Below are 16,000 nucleotides of genomic sequence, written 5' to 3' on the forward strand. Positions count from 1 at the left end.
CCTCGAACTCTGAGGGGCATCAAGGCCGGGGCAATCTGAGAGGTCATTGGCTGGCCAGAGCCGGGTTCAGAAACTGCTCATAACCGGCGGCGTTCTGGTTATGCTCTATCCGCAGTATCTCGTTAAGCTGACGCTCTGAAGGTGTTTGCCCATATATCCATTGGTAGGCATCGCGCATTTCCTGGCGCAAGTCATAGTCGACCTGGCCGGGCTGCAGCAAACTGGAAAGCCACATCCACATCAGCGGGCTTTCCTGATTGGGCGGATCCCAGCGGTAGCCACCAAGTGGCACGTGGTAAACGCGACGATTGACCACCGCGCTGACATCGGCAAACAAGGGGTTGTCGTACACATCCTGTGGCGATAACCCAGCTTCAAAGCCATTCAGCAAGATGACTTCCGGATCCCAGTTCAGAATTTGTTCCGCATCAATCGTCAGCCAGTTATTACCCTCTGCCGGATTGGAACCACCGGCCAAATCAATGTAGAAATCATTGTAGGTACCCTCACCGGCCACCCGGTATTCCGACAGGAAGCGCAAGAAGTACAGTGTTCGTGGCTTTTCTGCTTCCGGTACATCGGCCAGCTGGCTGCCAATATCTGCCAGCGTCTGATCGCGCCACTGAATCATTCGCTGGCTTTTCTCCTCCTCACCCAATACGTCACCCAGCAATTGAATCCAGCCCTGCGCGTACTCTTCGGTGCCGTAATTGAGCGTCGCGACAGACAAGCCAGCCTGTTCAAGCGGCTCAATAATGTCTGATCCGCGATGTGCCCACTGCAACACCAGATCCGGATTCACCGTCAGCAAACTTTCAATATTGGGCATAAAGCCATTGCCTACGATGTCACTGGGAATCATCGCCGCATCGGGGTAAAACTCGCCGAGAATGCCGTCTTCCAATGCTGTTTTGGAGGCCGGATGCATGGCAGCCAACCGATCCACCCCACCGGCGACGGAGGTAAACATAGACGCTGCCGGCATGGGAATGGTTGCTACGCGTTGGGCCGGTTCGTCCAGCAAGACGCGGCGGCCGTTCTGATCCAGAACGTCAATGGCGCCCTGCTCTGCCAGGGCTGAGGTACAAAGTGCCAGGGACGTGGCGGCCAATGCGGCCGTGTAGAGGGACATTCTCATCGGAAGTGTTCCTTGTCGAAAAATTCGACAAAGATAGTATTGATAACTATTACTATTTACAACTGCTTATTGTTTTCTTCTGGCTCTCGTAGCGCTCTAAAACGCCAGCCCCGGTTTCAATACCCGCCCGCTGTTGAACCGATTGAACGAAAACGCCGTTAAATCGTGACCAACCGCTCGCTCCATCACCAGGTCTGCCACTACCCGGCCAACGGCCGGCCCGATGCCAAAGCCATGCCCGCTGAGGCCGGTGGCGATCACCAGGCCAGGAACGACTGGTACGCGATCAAGAACCGGAATCTCATCGGGCAAGGTATCGATCATCCCGGCCCAAGCCTGCCGTATGGTAGGCCGGCCGAGCGAGGGCCAGGTGTCGGCAAAACGATCCAGCGCGGCATTCAGGGTGCGCATGTTTGGAGCGGGGTTCAGTACTCGCATACGTTCGAACGGGGTTTCTTCGCTGGGAATCCAGTGCCTTGCCGTACCCCAGCCATCGGGAAACCCGTTGGGGGCCGCCAGACGCAAACGGGTGGTTTTTAGCCCGGATTTAACCTGCTCGCGAAAGGCACCGAAATACCTGAAAGCGTCTGGCCCCAAATAAAAGTCGTGCGAAAAACCGTGGGCAATGCTGTAGCCGCCATCGGCACGTGGCCTGAACGCCAGTGCCGGGTCTGCAGCGCCGCCTGGAAAGACTGCCGGCATGGGGTTTGTCGCCATAGCCGACGCCAGCACGCTTAACTGTGGCAATGCGATGCCTTGAGCTCGCGCAAACAGAGATGACCAGGCACCTCCGGCCAGAACAACCTGATTGCACCGAACCCTCCCGGCCTCCGTCCATACGCCAGACACCTTACCGGCTGTTATATCCAGGGAGCGCACCGCACAATGCTCACGCAACAAAGCGCCCGCCCGTTTTGCCAACCGGGCCAGCGCCGGCACGGCCAGCCAGGGTTCGGCCCGGGCATCGCTGGGTGTGTACAAGCCTCCCACCCAGTTCCCTCGGGCACCAGGCAGATAATCGGCCATTTCCTGCGCACTGAGTGCCCGGCTGTCTACACCGGCCTGCCTGGCAAAAGGCAACCAGCGCTCATAGGTTTCAAGCTCGGACTGTTCGGAGGCCATGTACAGGATGCCAGTGGTTTTAAAGCCGATGTCTTCACCAACCTCATCCGCCAGCTGATGCCACAACCGGTTGGCTTCCACCATGATCGGCAGTTCAGCCGGATGGCGACCCTGCTGACGTATCCAGCCCCAGTTGCGGGAGGATTGTTCGCCGGCAATGCGGCCTTTCTCACACACCACAACCCGCTGGCCCTGCTTCGCCAGAAAATAGCCGGTCATCACACCGGCAATGCCGCCGCCTATGATCAGCGTATCGCACGCCTCGGGCAATGCGTCCTGATGTTCCAGGCGGGAAAGATCGGTAAAGGGAAAATCTGACATGACGTAAGTAACCTGATGCAGTGACACAAAAACCAATGAGCGATCAGGTTACTCTATCACAGGTGCTTTAGCCGAATATCACCCGGTTAACCCGGTTCTCCAGCATTTCCTGACCGCTGGAAACCGGTTGCGGATTCAGACTCCGGGACACGGCATGATCGGATACAGCAGCCAGATCCAAGGTTCCACTCAGGATGTTTTGCCCCAGCTCACCTTGCCAGCGGGCGTAGCGCGCCTCGACAAAATCGCTCAGTACCTTTTGCTCATACAATTCGGCCGCTTTCATGAACGACAGCGCAATGGTATCCATAGCGCCTACATGGGCATGAAAGAAATCCTCGGGGGCGATCGAGGTGCGGCGCAGCTTGGTGTCGAAGTTAAAACCACCGGTCGTAAAACCGCCTGCCTTGATGATTTCATAACACCCCAGCGTCATCTCTTCGACACTGTTTGGAAACTGATCTGTATCCCAGCCGTTCTGGTGATCGCCACGGTTAGCATCGACTGAACCCAGAATACCCAGTGCAGCCGCCGTAGCCAGCTCATGCTCAAAGGTATGCCCCGCCAGCGTGGCGTGGTTTACCTCGATGTTCACCTTAATCTCTTTTTCCAGGCCAAACTTCTGCAGAAAGCCAAACACGGTCGCCGAATCATAGTCATACTGGTGTTTGGTCGGTTCCTGGGGTTTGGGTTCAATCAATAAGGCGCCCTTGAACCCGATTTTATGCTTGTGCGCCACCACCATTTGCAGAAAGCGACCGAGTTGTTCCTGCTCTCGTTTCAGGTCGGTGTTGAGCAAGGTTTCATACCCTTCGCGCCCGCCCCAGAGCACGTAATTCGAACCACCCAGTCGATGCGTCGCATCCAGCGCCTGCTGCACCTGCGAGCAGGCATAGGCAAACACCTCCGGATCCGGATTGGTGGCCGCGCCGGCCATATAGCGTTTGTGGCCAAAGTTCTTCGCGGTGCCCCACAGCAGCTGCACACCGGTCTCTTCCTGCTTCTGCGCGGCCCGGTCGACCATGCGGGCCAGGTTCTCCCGGCTCTCGATGATGGTCTGACCTTCCGGCGCGATGTCGTAATCGTGAAAGGTCCAGAACGGAGCGCCCAGCTTCTGAAAAAACTCAAACGCCACGTCCATTTTCTGCTCGGCCAAAGCCAGCGCATCGGCCCCGCTGTGCCAGGGGCGCTGAAAGGTACCCTCGCCAAACACATCGGCACCGTCCCAACAGAAGTTGTGCCAGTAACAGACGGCAAAGCGCAGGTGATCTTTCAATGGCGCACCCAACACGATGCGCTCCGGATCGTAATGATGAAACGCCAGCGGGTTATCGGAACCCGGCCCTTCAAAGCGTATCGGTTCAATGGCACGGAAGAAATCCGCCATGGGTGGCCTCCTGGTATCGGCTGAGTTGTTGTCTTTTATTTTGGCAGTCGAATTTATTATGGATTAGAAGCGCCGGGAGGTCAAATGTTAGCGATAAGGCATCGAACTGTGTACGGGAAAAAGCCGGCTGGAAGGGCGGGAAACATGTAAAACGCAACCATAGAGGTGCGGAGAAGGACGTTTGAACTACCACTATTTACTGACACTCCTCAGGCTTGAAGAGTGCCATTGTCTATTCAGACATTCCTAAACTAAGCCAGCATGCGCTTACATTTCAAACAGCCGCTCTCCTGACTGATCGGTAATGTGAGCTCTGCGCGCCTCACAATCAACCGTCAGCACTAGACTGGCATCTCCGTTCTTCCAAATCAGACTTAGCTGGTCACCAGAGTGGTCCAACGAGAAGTCACCATTGAATGCCGGATGCTCGTTCCGTACTCGGATCAAGCGAATCAGTTCTACAACGACAGGGCGTTTCAGGGCATCTTCAATCTGGGCAACATCATAATAGGCACGGTTGATATCACGCCCGACACCCGTTTTGGTCAGCAGCGCCATGTCATTACCACCGGCCAGCAGCCCCGTGTAGTAGACCTGCGGCACGCCGGGTGCGAAGAATTGCAAAGCGCGAGCAATCAGGTATTCGTTGTCGCGTTCGCCCAATGCCGCATAGTAAGTACAGTTGACCTGATACAAGTCCAAATTGGAGGCAGCGGCTCCAGTCGCCAAACGACTTTGGTCATTTGAGCGCTGATGTATGGTTTCTATCAATTGATCAATTGCTTCCGGCTCCAACAGTCCAGGCTTATCGGCGTCGGCGCCAACATCCAGCACACCAATACCATCGTGTGTGTCCAGCACCGTAATGCAGTTTCGTGGTGACTGACGAAGCCAATTAGCCAGCGGCTTGGCATCAGCGGTAAACATTAGATGCAGAATCAACGGTGGCAAGGCAAAGTCGTATACTCGACCGACCCGGTTGGCGATGTCTATTTGTGTCTGATAGTGGCTGTGAATCTCGACCAGCGTTTCAATACCTCGTGCATTAGCACTGTCTGACAACTGCTGTATGAAGGTATAGGTTTCCGGCAACATGAAGCAACGTGTCCCCGGGCGCTTAATGGCATAACCCGCGGCATCCAGTCGAATCATTGACACCCCGGACTGCTCAAAACGATCCATTATACCGTTCAAATAGGCCATACCGACCTCACTTTCGACGTTGATATCCAACTGCTCGGAGGTGAAAGTGGTCCAAAGTAATTGCCGGGTATCGCCCAGAGTATATGGTGTCCAGGGTAAGCTGGGTCTTGGCCGATAAATCGCAGTAATATCTTTTTCGCGTGCACCGTCGGGAAAGACACTCTGAAACGTCAGAAACAATGAGTACCAGGGGCTACTGTTGCCGTGCGAAACGACGTCTATAAATTGCGGTGACCGGCTTGACACGTGATTAACGATCAAATCAGCCATTATGTCGACGTCATCGCTCAGTCGACGAACATCATCCCAGGTACCAAGTCGAGGGTCTACCGTGAGGTGATCGTCAGGATCAAACCCGGCATCAGACCCGTCTATGGGCGTATAGAAGGGCAGAAGGTGTATACCCCCAAAAACATCCCTCAACGACTCCTTCAGCAATTGGTGGAGTACGTTAAGATCGCTGCCACCAAAGCGGTCAACATAGGTAATTAACTGAACCTGATTTTTCATATCCACTCTCTGTAAATTACGGACAATAAATATTCATATTCCAAACAAAAAAAACACGCGAACTCTGGCATCCAAAACTTGGAGACTCTGAAACCCAAAATCCCAAGGATTCCGATATGGGGGTAAGTTAGATATACATTTTTGAAATCAATAGCATGACCAAGCCATACTCAATTGGTGGCAGCTTGTGTTAAATAGTATAAAATCACCCTGAAATACAAATAGATCGCCTGTTAATCTGCCCCTCCAACAGAGCCCCTGATCATGGGCTCCATAGCAACTAGCGTTTCACTTTCAACAATTTTTTCATCGAGGAGAACACGAACAGCCTCTCGCCCCATAGCTTCATGAGGGAGCCCAATTGTCGTTAATCCGGGGCGCAGGTAAGCAGCGATCTCATCGTTATCAAAAGAAACAACGGAAACGTCTTCAGGGATTTTCAGGCCTGCTTCAGACAATGCCTGATAAGCCCCAAATGCCAAACGATCGTTCATGCACAACAATGCTTTTGGACGCGAATTCTTCAAGTACTTCTTCATAAGCTTGTAGCCATTTTCAGGCTCCCAGTTCCAGGAACTGAGTTCATCGACAAAGCCAAGGCCACGACTGACCATTTCAGAACGAATTCCATTCAGCCGACTCAGAATGGTTCCGGAGCGAAACAAGCCTTCCTCCACTTCGGCATTGTGACCGAGCAGTACAATTCCATCGGTAAAATTCGCGTCTGCCAGCAACGATACCGCCTCGCAACCGCCCTGATATTCATCAGGCAGTATGGCTATCGGGCACTGCCGGTTGGTGCCATTGAGCATCACCATTCGAACATTGCTTGTTATTGATGGTAAGAACACTTCGCGTGACCGCACAAACGCGAAGATGATGCCATCGACCTGCCTATCAATTGCAGCATCAATAGCCCGCGTTTCATGCGCCGGATCGCCATAAGTTTCAAGCATCATCAGGACATGACCCGCTTCTTCAGAGGCCGCGAGGGCACCTCGTATCAAGCCGTTACCATATCGCGTGGTCGCAATGTGATCTGAAATAAAAGCCAATGTTCGTGTCTTGTCTGTTCTTAACGCTCGGGCCGCCATATTTGGTCGGTACCCCAGCGTCGCTGCGGCTTCGTGCACCTTGGCGTGTGCTTCTGGTGAAAGGCGGGTATCCGGCCGACCCGTCAATATCATCGATGCGGCCGATGTTGAGAGACCCGCCAAACGGGCCACATCTGCCAGTGTTACTCGCTTCTTGCTCAAGAGTCAGGTATCCAGCGTTCGAATGTGTGCCATGAGAATACCGCGAACCGCTGGACCGGGATAGTCTTGACTATTTGCTAAAACGTTTTACCATGATTAAAAATCGAGACCACCGAGGTCTTCTTCCGGTAGCCACATGAGTCCGGTCGTGCAGATCCTGTGAGGTTATCTGAGCTTTGATCGACATTTGAGGAGTGTTAATGGGCATTACGGTTAAGGGCCACACAGCGCCCGGGTTCGAGGCTGTCGAATCGGCCTTCAAAGCGGGTTTTGATGTCGACGAGCGCATGGGCGCAGGACTTAGTATCTGGCAAGACGGCGAAGAGGTTGTAAACCTGAGCGCAGGCCTGGCTGAACCCAACATAGCCAAACCCTGGAGCGAAGACACCACAGCCGTGGTGTTCTCCTGTACCAAGGGCCTTATGTCGATCCTTGCCGCGCAATTGGTGCAACAAGGCCACCTTGACTATGACAGACCCGTCGCAGACTACTGGCCAGAGTTCGAAGCCGGAGGTAAGGGCAATATCACTGTGGCCGATGCGTTAGCTCATCGAGCAGGTTTATCCGCCCTTCATAGTCCAGCCGAGTTCTCTGACATAGTACATTGGCAGCCCGTGGTTGAGCGCCTCGCAGAGCAGACGCCGTTGTGGCTACCGGGCACTGGCTATGCTTACCACGCCCTTACTCACGGGTGGCTTGTTGGCGAAATTTTCCGGCGCGTCACTGGTGAATCGGTCAAGTCTCTGTTCAACAGGCTCATTGCTAGACCGCTCAATGCAGAGGCCTGGATCGGCCTGCCAGAAGGACAAGAGGACCGAGTCGCGCACATTGGTTGCAGTCAGGCGTTATACGATTTTTGGCAAAACGAACAAGCGAATGACAGCGATGCCAGTCCGAATTGGCTCTATCGCGCCATGACGCTAGGCAATGCCCTGCCAGCAACGCTGATCACCGAAGACGGCGGCTTTAACGACCCACGCCTTCATCAGGCTGAAATTCCAGGCGCAGGCGGCATTGCCACAGCAACAGCACTCGGATCCATCTGGTCCGCAACAGTGACACCTACCCGGGGTGTGCGACTTATTGATGACGCCACTATGCAGGCTGCGGTAACGCTGACGAGTGAAGGGGAGCCTGTTTTTCCGGTCCCAGGACCCTTTCCTCGCTATGGCAGGGGCTTTCAGCTCGACTCTCCTGCGCGACGCTACCTGAGCGAAGACAGTTTTGGGCATGATGGCGCCGGCGGGCAAGTTGTGTTTGCCGACAAGGCTCAACGCATTGGTTTCGCTTATGTAACCAACTGGATGTTCGGCTTGGAAGATCAACGGGCAACCAGAATCATCGACGCACTCAGACAGGTTTTAAAAGAGAAACCTGGCGTTTCTGTGGATCAAGCTAGCGCCGATTCACTGGCTAGCCAATCCAGCTTTACAAGTAAAAATCATTCAACTAACGTAAGCTAAAACCATTTAGCAATAACGCAAAATGGTCACACCAAGAGGTTATTATTATGATAAAAATATCACCCAAGACCTTGCCACTGGTACTTACCCTCTCCGCAACCGCAATGGCGAACCAAGCCACTGCAGCAATGGACTGTGGCAGTGAACCCCTGACCTTAAATGCCTACTTTGAGACTGGGTTTCCGCTGCCTACGCAATTAGCCGAAGAATTCAGTCGCCAATACCCAAACGTCAGTTTCGATATCCGGCAGGATCAATTTGCAAACCTGATGGAAAACACGCCTCGCCTGCTGTCGCAGGACAACGCGCCTGATTTGATTCGTTTGCCCAGTATCAGCGACCTGGTTGCCAACGGATTACTCAAAAACCTGGACCCCTATTTCGAAGAATTTGGGTGGGACAGCTTTCCCGAGTCTCAACTGGTGCAAACCCGAGCACATGAAAGCGGTCGCCCCAGAGGTGTAGGATCACTCTATGCATTAGGCTTGAACTACAGCACAACCGGTGTTTACTACAATACTGAGCTGGCGGAAAGCCTTGGCATGGACACACCACCACAGACACTCGAAGAACTAGACAATCTTCTTGCCCGAGCTAAAGAAGCAGGAATACAACCAATACAGCAGTGGAACAAAGGTACCGGTGGCCTCAACTTTCCACTTCAAAACCTGATGGGCTCCTACAGCGATCCGGAAGCTATAAACGCCTGGATCTTTCAACAGGAAGGCGCGACGATCAACACCCCCGAGAACCTGGAAGCCGCCAATCACCTTCAGGAATGGATTGAAGCCGGCTATTTTTCACGGGACGTCAACTCAGTCGACTACTTCAATATGATGAGCCGTTTCATTGGGGGAAATGGCCTGGTTATGTTCAATGGTGACTGGGAGTCAGCCAATCTTCAGGAGCAGATGGGCGACAACGTTGGCTTCTTCCTAATGCCTCCGCTGAACGCGGGTGACGCCTATGCCACCATGTCGTCACCGCTGACCTTTGGCATTGCCGAGAATGCAGCCAACGCAGACTGCGCAGCCTATTTTCTAAACTGGGTGGCCACTAACGAAACGGCTCGCCAAATCAACGTTGAAGTGGGTGGCTCAAACCCAGGCGGCCCAGCCAATCTGCAACTGCCAGAAGTGGACGCCGACTCGTTGATTTCAACCACATTGGCTGCCAGTCAGACCATTGCTGAAGACAATGGCGCCATGGACTTTATCGCCAATGCCACTGGTGCCATATTCTCAGCCGCCTGGACACCCGAACTGCAAAGAATGGTTGGCGGCGTTCAGGATGCTGAAGGGCTGCTCAGCACTGTTCAGGAAGAATACGAAAACCAGTTGTCACGCTAGTTTTGTTACTCAATTCTGATGGTACCTGTAATGACTGTCTATAAGACCGAAAAAAAGGTCCAGAGGCTTTCCCCCTTCCGGGGGGGCCTCAATGCAAATCGGGCTGCCTGGCTATTTATTGCTCCCGCATTTTTCTTTTACGGTGCGTTCGTTCTCCTCCCAATGGCGATGTCTGCTTATTACTCCCTGCTTAACTGGGATGGTATCGGAGCGGCGAGTTTTGTCGGTCTGACAAACTACATCACCGTGGTCACCGATGATGATTTACTACAAATTATTGCCAACGCATTCCGGTTGATTCTGTACTTCACGGTTCTACCAGTGATTGTTGGCCTTGCCGTAGCTTCGGTAATACGTAATCAGATGTCAGGTCGATTCGGTACCGTAACCCGAACCGTACTTTTTATTCCTCAAGTCATTCCGCTGGTCGCCGCTGGTATCGTCTGGAGTTGGATGTACGACTCAAACGGCGTCATCAATCAGCTCCTAGGTTTTATCGGACTGGAGAACTGGACCCGTGGGTGGCTAGGTGATTTCACCTATGCGCTGCCTGCTGTGGGGTTGATCGGAACCTGGGTGTTGCTCGGGTTGTGCATGCTACTGCTGGTCACAGGAATCTCGCGCATTGATGCAAGTCTCTATGAGGCAGCCAAAATGGATGGAGCCAACGCCTGGCATGAATTCCGACACATCACCTTACCGGGATTACGCCAGGAGATCGGCGTTTGCGTCACCGTGACTATTATTCAGGCTCTATCCAGTTTTGACATAGTCTATGTTGCCACCTCGGGTGGACCTGGAATTGAGACCATGGTGCCCGGGCTGGAAATTTACCGCTTGGCGTTTGCTCACCGTGAAGTCGGTCTTGCTTCTGCACTTGGCGTTGTTTTGATGCTACTTGTCTTGCTGATTGTCATTCCAGTCCAATGGTTTACACGGGAAAAACAATGACACAAATTTTTCAGAGAGCATGGGTTGGCAAAGGGTTGATTCTACTGTTGATGGCCTTAACCCTGCTTCCGTTTCTCAGTCTGTTTACTGCGGCACTGGCACCTGGCGGAACCTACCCTTCAGGCATTGCCTGGCCGGAAGCCCCTCAGTGGAATAACTTCGTTCGAGCTTTCGAAGTGGCTGACATTGGCCGGATGATGGTGTCTAGCCTGATCATCGTACTGGGTGTTGTTCCATTGGCGGTAGTGATAGCAAGTATGGCAGGTTTTGCACTGGCAAAACTGGTACCGACGGGACGTAAATGGCTCTATCTGGTGTTTGTTCTGGGCCTTACATTGCCGTTCGAGTCTATCATCACTCCGTTATACTATGAGATTCGAGCACTGGGACTACTGAATACCCGTTTCGCGATTATTCTACCATTGCTCGGGCTATACATGCCTTTTTCTGTGTACTGGATGCGAGCGCACTTCATCAATGTGCCACAAGATCTGAGTGAAGCGGCGCAACTGGATGGTGCTGGCTATTGGCGTGAGTTCTGGTACGTACAAATCCCATTGGCCAGATCATCCATCATGTCGCTGTCGATACTGCTGTTCCTCTGGACCTGGAATCAATTCTTACTGCCCATCGTCCTGGTACAAGACCCCGCAAAACGGACCATGGCAGGAGCACTGGGTGCTTTCCAGGGCCAGTGGGGTACCGATGTACCACTGCTCAGCGCAGGCTCTTTGATCATCATGGCGCCTACCATCATTATCTTCCTGATCTTCCAACGTCAGTTTGTTGCCGCGCTGCTGCAAGGGGCTGTAAAGGGCTAGGGAAAAACGCCCCGCCTCATGGGCGAGTCAGCCCGCTCGGGGGCTGCAGTGGCCGAGAGGCTGTAACCTGCAAGGGATCTCGTCCGACTCGGGCGCGCCAGACACAAAAAAACCCGTTCGCGGCGGGTTCTTGCGTTTGCTGCAGTGGCCGAGAGGATGGGCTTAAGTGCATCCATGCACTTGTCCGCTTCGCGGCGCTGGCGCGGCCCCAAACGCTCCTGGCGTTTGGTCGACAAAATGACCGGGAGCCATTTTGCACGAGCGAAGCGAGCCCGAAGGGCAGCCTCTAGGGAAGGAGGCTGTCACCTGGAGGTTCTCATCTTATCGCGCTAGGGCGCGCCAGACATAAAAAAACCCGCTCACGGCGGGTTCTTTTATGTCTGGCGCGCCCGAGAGGATTCGAACCTCTGACCTCTGCCTCCGGAGGCCAACTCAGTTTGCGGCGGCAAAGGTTCGTAATCGGTGTTAATAACTATAAATCAACTACTTAGCCGAATTCAACCTCTTTCTAAAACACCTATTAAATAGTCATTCTAGACGATTAACGCCAATTTTTAGGCACAAGTGATAACAAATTAGTGTCGTCAAAACCGACAGAAATGACCGCCGCCCCTTTGGTAGCCAGCTTAATTCTCAAAAATTCATGCTAAAAAAGTGTTAACATTTTTTTGTCCGAATTTTGTTAAAAATAATGACTATAACTAAGCTTATTGCTTGATGACCTCGCTGGTTTTTAACCCAACTGGGAGTCTTCATTCTCGCTAAAGAGGGGGGGGTCCATGAAAAAGAAGGTTTTTACTGAGCAGGCACTATTGGAGGGGCTTGATGCTGAGGCTGTCCACGCCGATGAACTGGCTAAACTACTCCCGCAAGAGCTGACTCCCCTTGAGAGGCTCAAAGGCTCTGTCTTGAGCTACGAACGGCCCTTCGACCCTATATGGGGGTATTATTTTGATTCAGATGACGACACCCCGTCTAATTCACGATGAGTCGGGAACAGACCCCGTATAGTCACGAGCAATACCAACTCTTTGCGCTGACGTCAGACCACCTCGTTGACCATAGTGTGCTACGAAGCAACGTTGCCTCACCAACTGCAAAAAAGGTTATTTCCGTCGACTGGACTAGTGTATGGATTGGCGGAATTTAACACTGAAGACCGCCCACGGGGCGAAATAATACAGTTTTTACCGAGCTAATATGCGCGAACGAAAACCGTCGCTTCATTGCAATTCGATTATTGCCTCGATGGCTCAGATCGACTTGGGAGGATTCCTGTAGCGCCATGCGCCCAAGGCCTTGAGCGTAACTTGCGACCGGGAAAGCGAATCGCCGGGCATAGCAAGTCAAGCAAAAGACTTGCTCTATCGGTGCCTGACTGAATAGCCTACCTTGATCTGAACGCTCACAGAAATGCCTGCACCAGGTAAAAGATGATCCGTGGAAGGCACCCGCTCCTACAATTCATACTTCGCGGTGCTCATACCGGTGCGAAATGCGATCACCATCCCATATCAGGGTGAAGTGCCCACCCTGGGTAGCGGGGCCAAGGGCATCAGGGCGCAGCACAGCGAGGCAGTCGCCCCCCTTGGCACGAACGCTTGGGTACTTGATCCCATACTCGCCCTGCTCTCGCCATTTAGCTGCGAGGGCCTGAGCAGGACCATACCGGCTGGTGTCAGGGTCCAGGCACTCAGGGTATGAATCCTTCGTGATCACACCAAACTCAGTGCCTTGCTCAGGCTTGGTAATGTATTGGCGCATTGTAATGTCCGTTGGCCGCTCCTTACTGGCTGCCATGAACCGGGCCCGGTGGAACGACACTTCGTCTAGAGCAACGCGAAGCTCACGGGCGCCGTAATAGACCCCGTACTGACCGTCTGTAAACCGGCTGCCAAACCCGATATGGGTGAACGCGGCCATGATTGGGGTATAGCCTGGCCCATACCGGGCCTGATGCTCGGGCACCATCGACACCACCCCGCATTCCTGGCGCAACCGATCGTTGGTGTACCCATCCAGAACTGCCATTGCCTCGAACTCTGCCGCATCCCTTGCAAAGTCGAACAGTGATACCGTGGGGTAACGTCTCGGTACTAGTCGGTGGATCGGCTGTGGATGCGTCTCTTTTGGTAGTTCGAGCATCAACCTCTCCAGTAATCAACGAATCGGCGGACGCTTGCCAGCGCCATGAAGTCCCCATTGGTCATAAGCTCACGAGGACGCCGGCCGTTGAACGGTGGTAGCGCGTTCTCCCGGTCAATCCACGTCATCGCCTGCTGGGAGTCCTCAAACAACACACGCAGCCCTTTATAGATTCCCAGGAGCAATGACACCCGGTCACGTACATCACGGCTAACACTGACGTTCTGATGTTGCATGCCCTTGTGCATGGTCGACCGGGGCATATCCCCCAGCACCTTCAGTGTCTCGGCCTCTGACAGATTGAACTCGCGCTTAAGGCTGCTCACTGCTTGCCAGAGTGCACGGAGCATAACAGCAGGGTCGATCTGACGTTCTTCAACGGCTGCCATTGGAGACCTCCTTTCCTTGTCTCTATATAGATTGATATCTCAATATAGACATTAATGGAGATACCCGCAACCCCTATCAACCTGCCTAACCCTTATAGCCCAGTGATTCGGTAATGTGCCATCTCCTAGACGGGGATCAGAAATCAACAATGCTTACTCCTGCCCGGGCATCCTGAAGCTCGGCAACCTGGCTAGCGCTCAATGACCATAACCTAGTCAATGAGGTACTTTCTTCATCCTGGCCCATAATCTCATTGGTCTCGAGGATTAAGGATTAAGTTGTCGATACCCTCGGGTGTATCCACGGATTTGTCATAGCCGGTCCACAGCCAATCGGTGAGCAGTTTCAGGTTCGATGGGTTACTGAGGCTCCCCCCTCGCTCTTATGACAGGTTGTAGAAGCGGGGTAGCTCTTCTTGCGCATATCAATGACGACCACATCAGTCCAGAACAAACTCCCGCCAGTGATGCCCAGGTTCACCAATATAAAGACCCTGAAAGGGCCAACCAAAATGCCCCATATCATCTACCACTTCTATTTAAAGTGGTTGTTGGGGGGGCCCGAGAACGAGGCTGGTTACGTTGGCCACTTTGGGGATGACCAAATGAAGCGACGCCTTCTACCTCTATATATTTTCATGTACATTCTAAGGGTGTTGTATTTTCACAAACATTGCGGAAAACAATAACGGGTATCATTTATGTTTAGTGAGCTAAAGGCTTCGCTTGAAGAAGCTGTCGCAATCAAAAACGGGAATAAGGCTGCATCCAGAGAATCCAGGTACGCCATGGTGGAGGTAAAATCGATTCGATTGCAGCTCGGCGCCTCCCAACAGGAATTTGCAACAGCACTCGGTATTGGCGTTGATACTCTCGAAAGCTGGGAGGTCAAAAGCAGACATCCAACCGGGCTTTCCGCTAAGGTATTGGCAACCATACGGGATAATCCAGAATTTTATAGAGCACTCGCCTCACACTAATGCAGGACTCAACCTGGTTACACTCTAGAGCACTGATGAAAAGGTCTTGTGCTTCCTCTGACCTTAAAATCTATCGTGCGATGATGACTTGAACCAGGTTAAAAGGAATCACAGAGAGGCTAGGAAACCCCATCTGTTTTAAAAACGAGCCAAAGTACACGACCCCTACACTGGAATGACCAAATTCCTGTAACTATTGGTTGATTTTTGATCAAAACCACCCTCGCTGACTAGCCACACGCAACAACACGTGACTTTGGCTCGCAATCTGCTGGCCACTGCAAGTTGGCTCAATAGCAATTTCGGCAAATTGTTTTTCTAAAAAAACCACTGCTACAACAAAGAAAAATACGCAGAAAATTGCCTAATTGCAGAAAAACACGAATTAGGCCGAACACACATCGCATGCGAACGTGGATCATAACCCTACTCAACACTTAGGGGGATATGATGAAAATCAAAACGGTTAGGCACACTGCATTCAGAGTCTCAGACAAATTCGGGCGAGGGGAACTAGCACTTCTTTCGAGTCGTGCGAGCATCACGCTGACAAATACGAAACTGCTTACCCATGAGCAAATAATGAACTATAACCGTCTGAATCCAATAATCGGATACCGTAGCTGCTCAAAGTCTTTTGTCTCGGTGGTCTATGGGTTTCAACAGCTTGAGCTTTTTGCCAGGCTGCCAGAAAAGGCAAACATTTCAGTACCCTACGTTGAAATAATGGAGCCGGCAAGGATCTGGAATTTCATAGAGATGGAGCTATTGCGAATCTCCCTGTCACAGGTCTCATCAAAGTCATATGGGGCAATGCTAAATTCCTATCTGTCATACGTTTTAAATCATGCAACCACCGAAAATAACTCATTTTACAAAAAGATCAATTTTGCTGAATTCGCAGGGATTGATCGACGTAAAGTTTCTCCCTCAGTTGACAAAGCAGTTTTCAGCTATAAATAAAG

At 52.5% G+C, this 16,000-nt stretch carries 14 protein-coding genes; 7 read left to right on the top strand and 7 right to left on the bottom strand.

Annotation, left to right across the window (positions count from 1 at the left end; all coding sequences use genetic code 11):
- Positions 1-43: 43 nt before the first annotated feature.
- The 5 genes from EP166_RS11585 to EP166_RS11605 all read right to left on the bottom strand — a co-directional run bounded on the left by EP166_RS11585 (position 44) and on the right by EP166_RS11605 (position 6,937).
- Positions 44-1,138 carry an ABC transporter substrate-binding protein gene (locus EP166_RS11585; protein WP_127557093.1) on the bottom strand — a complete coding sequence of 365 codons (1,095 nt, stop codon included), beginning with the start codon at positions 1,136-1,138 and terminating at the stop codon, positions 44-46.
- Positions 1,139-1,234: 96 nt separating this feature from the next.
- A complete protein-coding gene (locus EP166_RS11590; RefSeq protein WP_127557095.1) occupies positions 1,235-2,581 on the bottom strand; it encodes an NAD(P)/FAD-dependent oxidoreductase in 1,347 nt (448 codons plus the stop codon).
- Positions 2,582-2,648: 67 nt separating this feature from the next.
- Positions 2,649-3,968, bottom strand: a complete 1,320-nt coding sequence (gene xylA, locus EP166_RS11595; RefSeq protein WP_127557096.1) for a xylose isomerase — start codon at positions 3,966-3,968, stop codon at positions 2,649-2,651.
- 267 nt (positions 3,969-4,235) lie between these two features.
- Positions 4,236-5,681, bottom strand: a complete 1,446-nt coding sequence (gene gtfA, locus EP166_RS11600; protein ID WP_127557098.1) for a sucrose phosphorylase — start codon at positions 5,679-5,681, stop codon at positions 4,236-4,238.
- Positions 5,682-5,914: 233 nt separating this feature from the next.
- Positions 5,915-6,937 carry a LacI family DNA-binding transcriptional regulator gene (locus tag EP166_RS11605; RefSeq protein ID WP_127557100.1) on the bottom strand — a complete coding sequence of 341 codons (1,023 nt, stop codon included), beginning with the start codon at positions 6,935-6,937 and terminating at the stop codon, positions 5,915-5,917.
- 200 nt (positions 6,938-7,137) lie between these two features.
- Between EP166_RS11605 and EP166_RS11610 the strand changes: the two genes are divergently transcribed.
- The 5 genes from EP166_RS11610 to EP166_RS11630 all read left to right on the top strand — a co-directional run bounded on the left by EP166_RS11610 (position 7,138) and on the right by EP166_RS11630 (position 12,510).
- The gene (locus EP166_RS11610; RefSeq protein WP_127557102.1) at positions 7,138-8,400 is read left to right on the top strand and encodes a serine hydrolase domain-containing protein; all 1,263 of its coding nucleotides are present in this window, start codon (positions 7,138-7,140) and stop codon (positions 8,398-8,400) included.
- Positions 8,401-8,447: 47 nt separating this feature from the next.
- Positions 8,448-9,749, top strand: coding sequence for an ABC transporter substrate-binding protein (locus EP166_RS11615; protein ID WP_127557104.1), 1,302 nt, complete (start codon positions 8,448-8,450; stop codon positions 9,747-9,749).
- Between the two features lie 30 nt (positions 9,750-9,779).
- Positions 9,780-10,700 (top strand): carbohydrate ABC transporter permease, encoded by a 921-nt coding sequence (locus tag EP166_RS11620; RefSeq protein ID WP_127557106.1) that lies wholly within the window; start codon positions 9,780-9,782, stop codon positions 10,698-10,700.
- Positions 10,697-11,521 (top strand): carbohydrate ABC transporter permease, encoded by an 825-nt coding sequence (locus EP166_RS11625; protein ID WP_127557108.1) that lies wholly within the window; start codon positions 10,697-10,699, stop codon positions 11,519-11,521. Before EP166_RS11620 ends, EP166_RS11625 begins: the two co-directional genes overlap by 4 nt.
- Before the next feature lie 779 nt (positions 11,522-12,300).
- Entirely contained in the window at positions 12,301-12,510 is a 210-nt protein-coding gene (locus tag EP166_RS11630) for a hypothetical protein (protein WP_127557110.1), read from the top strand.
- A 475-nt stretch (positions 12,511-12,985) separates the two neighbouring features.
- On the opposite strand, the gene EP166_RS11635 is transcribed toward EP166_RS11630, so the two are convergent.
- Positions 12,986-13,552: an RES family NAD+ phosphorylase gene (locus EP166_RS11635; protein WP_164743915.1), complete on the bottom strand. Its 567-nt coding sequence runs from the start codon at positions 13,550-13,552 to the stop codon at positions 12,986-12,988.
- 113 nt (positions 13,553-13,665) lie between these two features.
- Positions 13,666-14,055: an antitoxin Xre/MbcA/ParS toxin-binding domain-containing protein gene (locus tag EP166_RS11640; protein ID WP_220432551.1), complete on the bottom strand. Its 390-nt coding sequence runs from the start codon at positions 14,053-14,055 to the stop codon at positions 13,666-13,668.
- A gap of 701 nt (positions 14,056-14,756) precedes the next feature.
- Between EP166_RS11640 and nadS the strand changes: the two genes are divergently transcribed.
- Together nadS and EP166_RS11650 are read left to right on the top strand one after the other, a co-directional pair.
- Complete coding sequence (nadS, locus tag EP166_RS11645; protein WP_127557114.1) at positions 14,757-15,035, top strand: NadS family protein; 279 nt, start codon at positions 14,757-14,759, stop codon at positions 15,033-15,035.
- A gap of 582 nt (positions 15,036-15,617) precedes the next feature.
- Positions 15,618-15,998: a hypothetical protein gene (locus EP166_RS11650; RefSeq protein WP_127557116.1), complete on the top strand. Its 381-nt coding sequence runs from the start codon at positions 15,618-15,620 to the stop codon at positions 15,996-15,998.
- Positions 15,999-16,000: the final 2 nt, after the last annotated feature.

It is taken from the genome of Saccharospirillum alexandrii (assembly GCF_004000275.1).
In the GTDB taxonomy this organism is placed as follows: domain Bacteria; phylum Pseudomonadota; class Gammaproteobacteria; order Pseudomonadales; family Natronospirillaceae; genus Saccharospirillum; species Saccharospirillum alexandrii.

What these genes read in the sequence shown, in the direction of transcription:
- EP166_RS11585 (WP_127557093.1), bottom strand. Translation starts at nt 1,138, where the DNA reads ATGAGAATGTCCCTCTACACGGCCGCATTGGCCGCCACGTCCCTGGCA.
- EP166_RS11590 (WP_127557095.1), bottom strand. Translation starts at nt 2,581, where the DNA reads ATGTCAGATTTTCCCTTTACCGATCTTTCCCGCCTGGAACATCAGGAC.
- xylA (WP_127557096.1), bottom strand. Translation starts at nt 3,968, where the DNA reads ATGGCGGATTTCTTCCGTGCCATTGAACCGATACGCTTTGAAGGGCCG.
- gtfA (WP_127557098.1), bottom strand. Translation starts at nt 5,681, where the DNA reads ATGAAAAATCAGGTTCAGTTAATTACCTATGTTGACCGCTTTGGTGGC.
- EP166_RS11610 (WP_127557102.1), top strand. Translation starts at nt 7,138, where the DNA reads ATGGGCATTACGGTTAAGGGCCACACAGCGCCCGGGTTCGAGGCTGTC.
- EP166_RS11615 (WP_127557104.1), top strand. Translation starts at nt 8,448, where the DNA reads ATGATAAAAATATCACCCAAGACCTTGCCACTGGTACTTACCCTCTCC.
- EP166_RS11620 (WP_127557106.1), top strand. Translation starts at nt 9,780, where the DNA reads ATGACTGTCTATAAGACCGAAAAAAAGGTCCAGAGGCTTTCCCCCTTC.
- EP166_RS11625 (WP_127557108.1), top strand. Translation starts at nt 10,697, where the DNA reads ATGACACAAATTTTTCAGAGAGCATGGGTTGGCAAAGGGTTGATTCTA.
- EP166_RS11630 (WP_127557110.1), top strand. Translation starts at nt 12,301, where the DNA reads ATGAAAAAGAAGGTTTTTACTGAGCAGGCACTATTGGAGGGGCTTGAT.
- EP166_RS11635 (WP_164743915.1), bottom strand. Translation starts at nt 13,552, where the DNA reads ATGGCAGTTCTGGATGGGTACACCAACGATCGGTTGCGCCAGGAATGC.
- EP166_RS11640 (WP_220432551.1), bottom strand. Translation starts at nt 14,055, where the DNA reads ATGGCAGCCGTTGAAGAACGTCAGATCGACCCTGCTGTTATGCTCCGT.
- nadS (WP_127557114.1), top strand. Translation starts at nt 14,757, where the DNA reads ATGTTTAGTGAGCTAAAGGCTTCGCTTGAAGAAGCTGTCGCAATCAAA.
- EP166_RS11650 (WP_127557116.1), top strand. Translation starts at nt 15,618, where the DNA reads ATGAACTATAACCGTCTGAATCCAATAATCGGATACCGTAGCTGCTCA.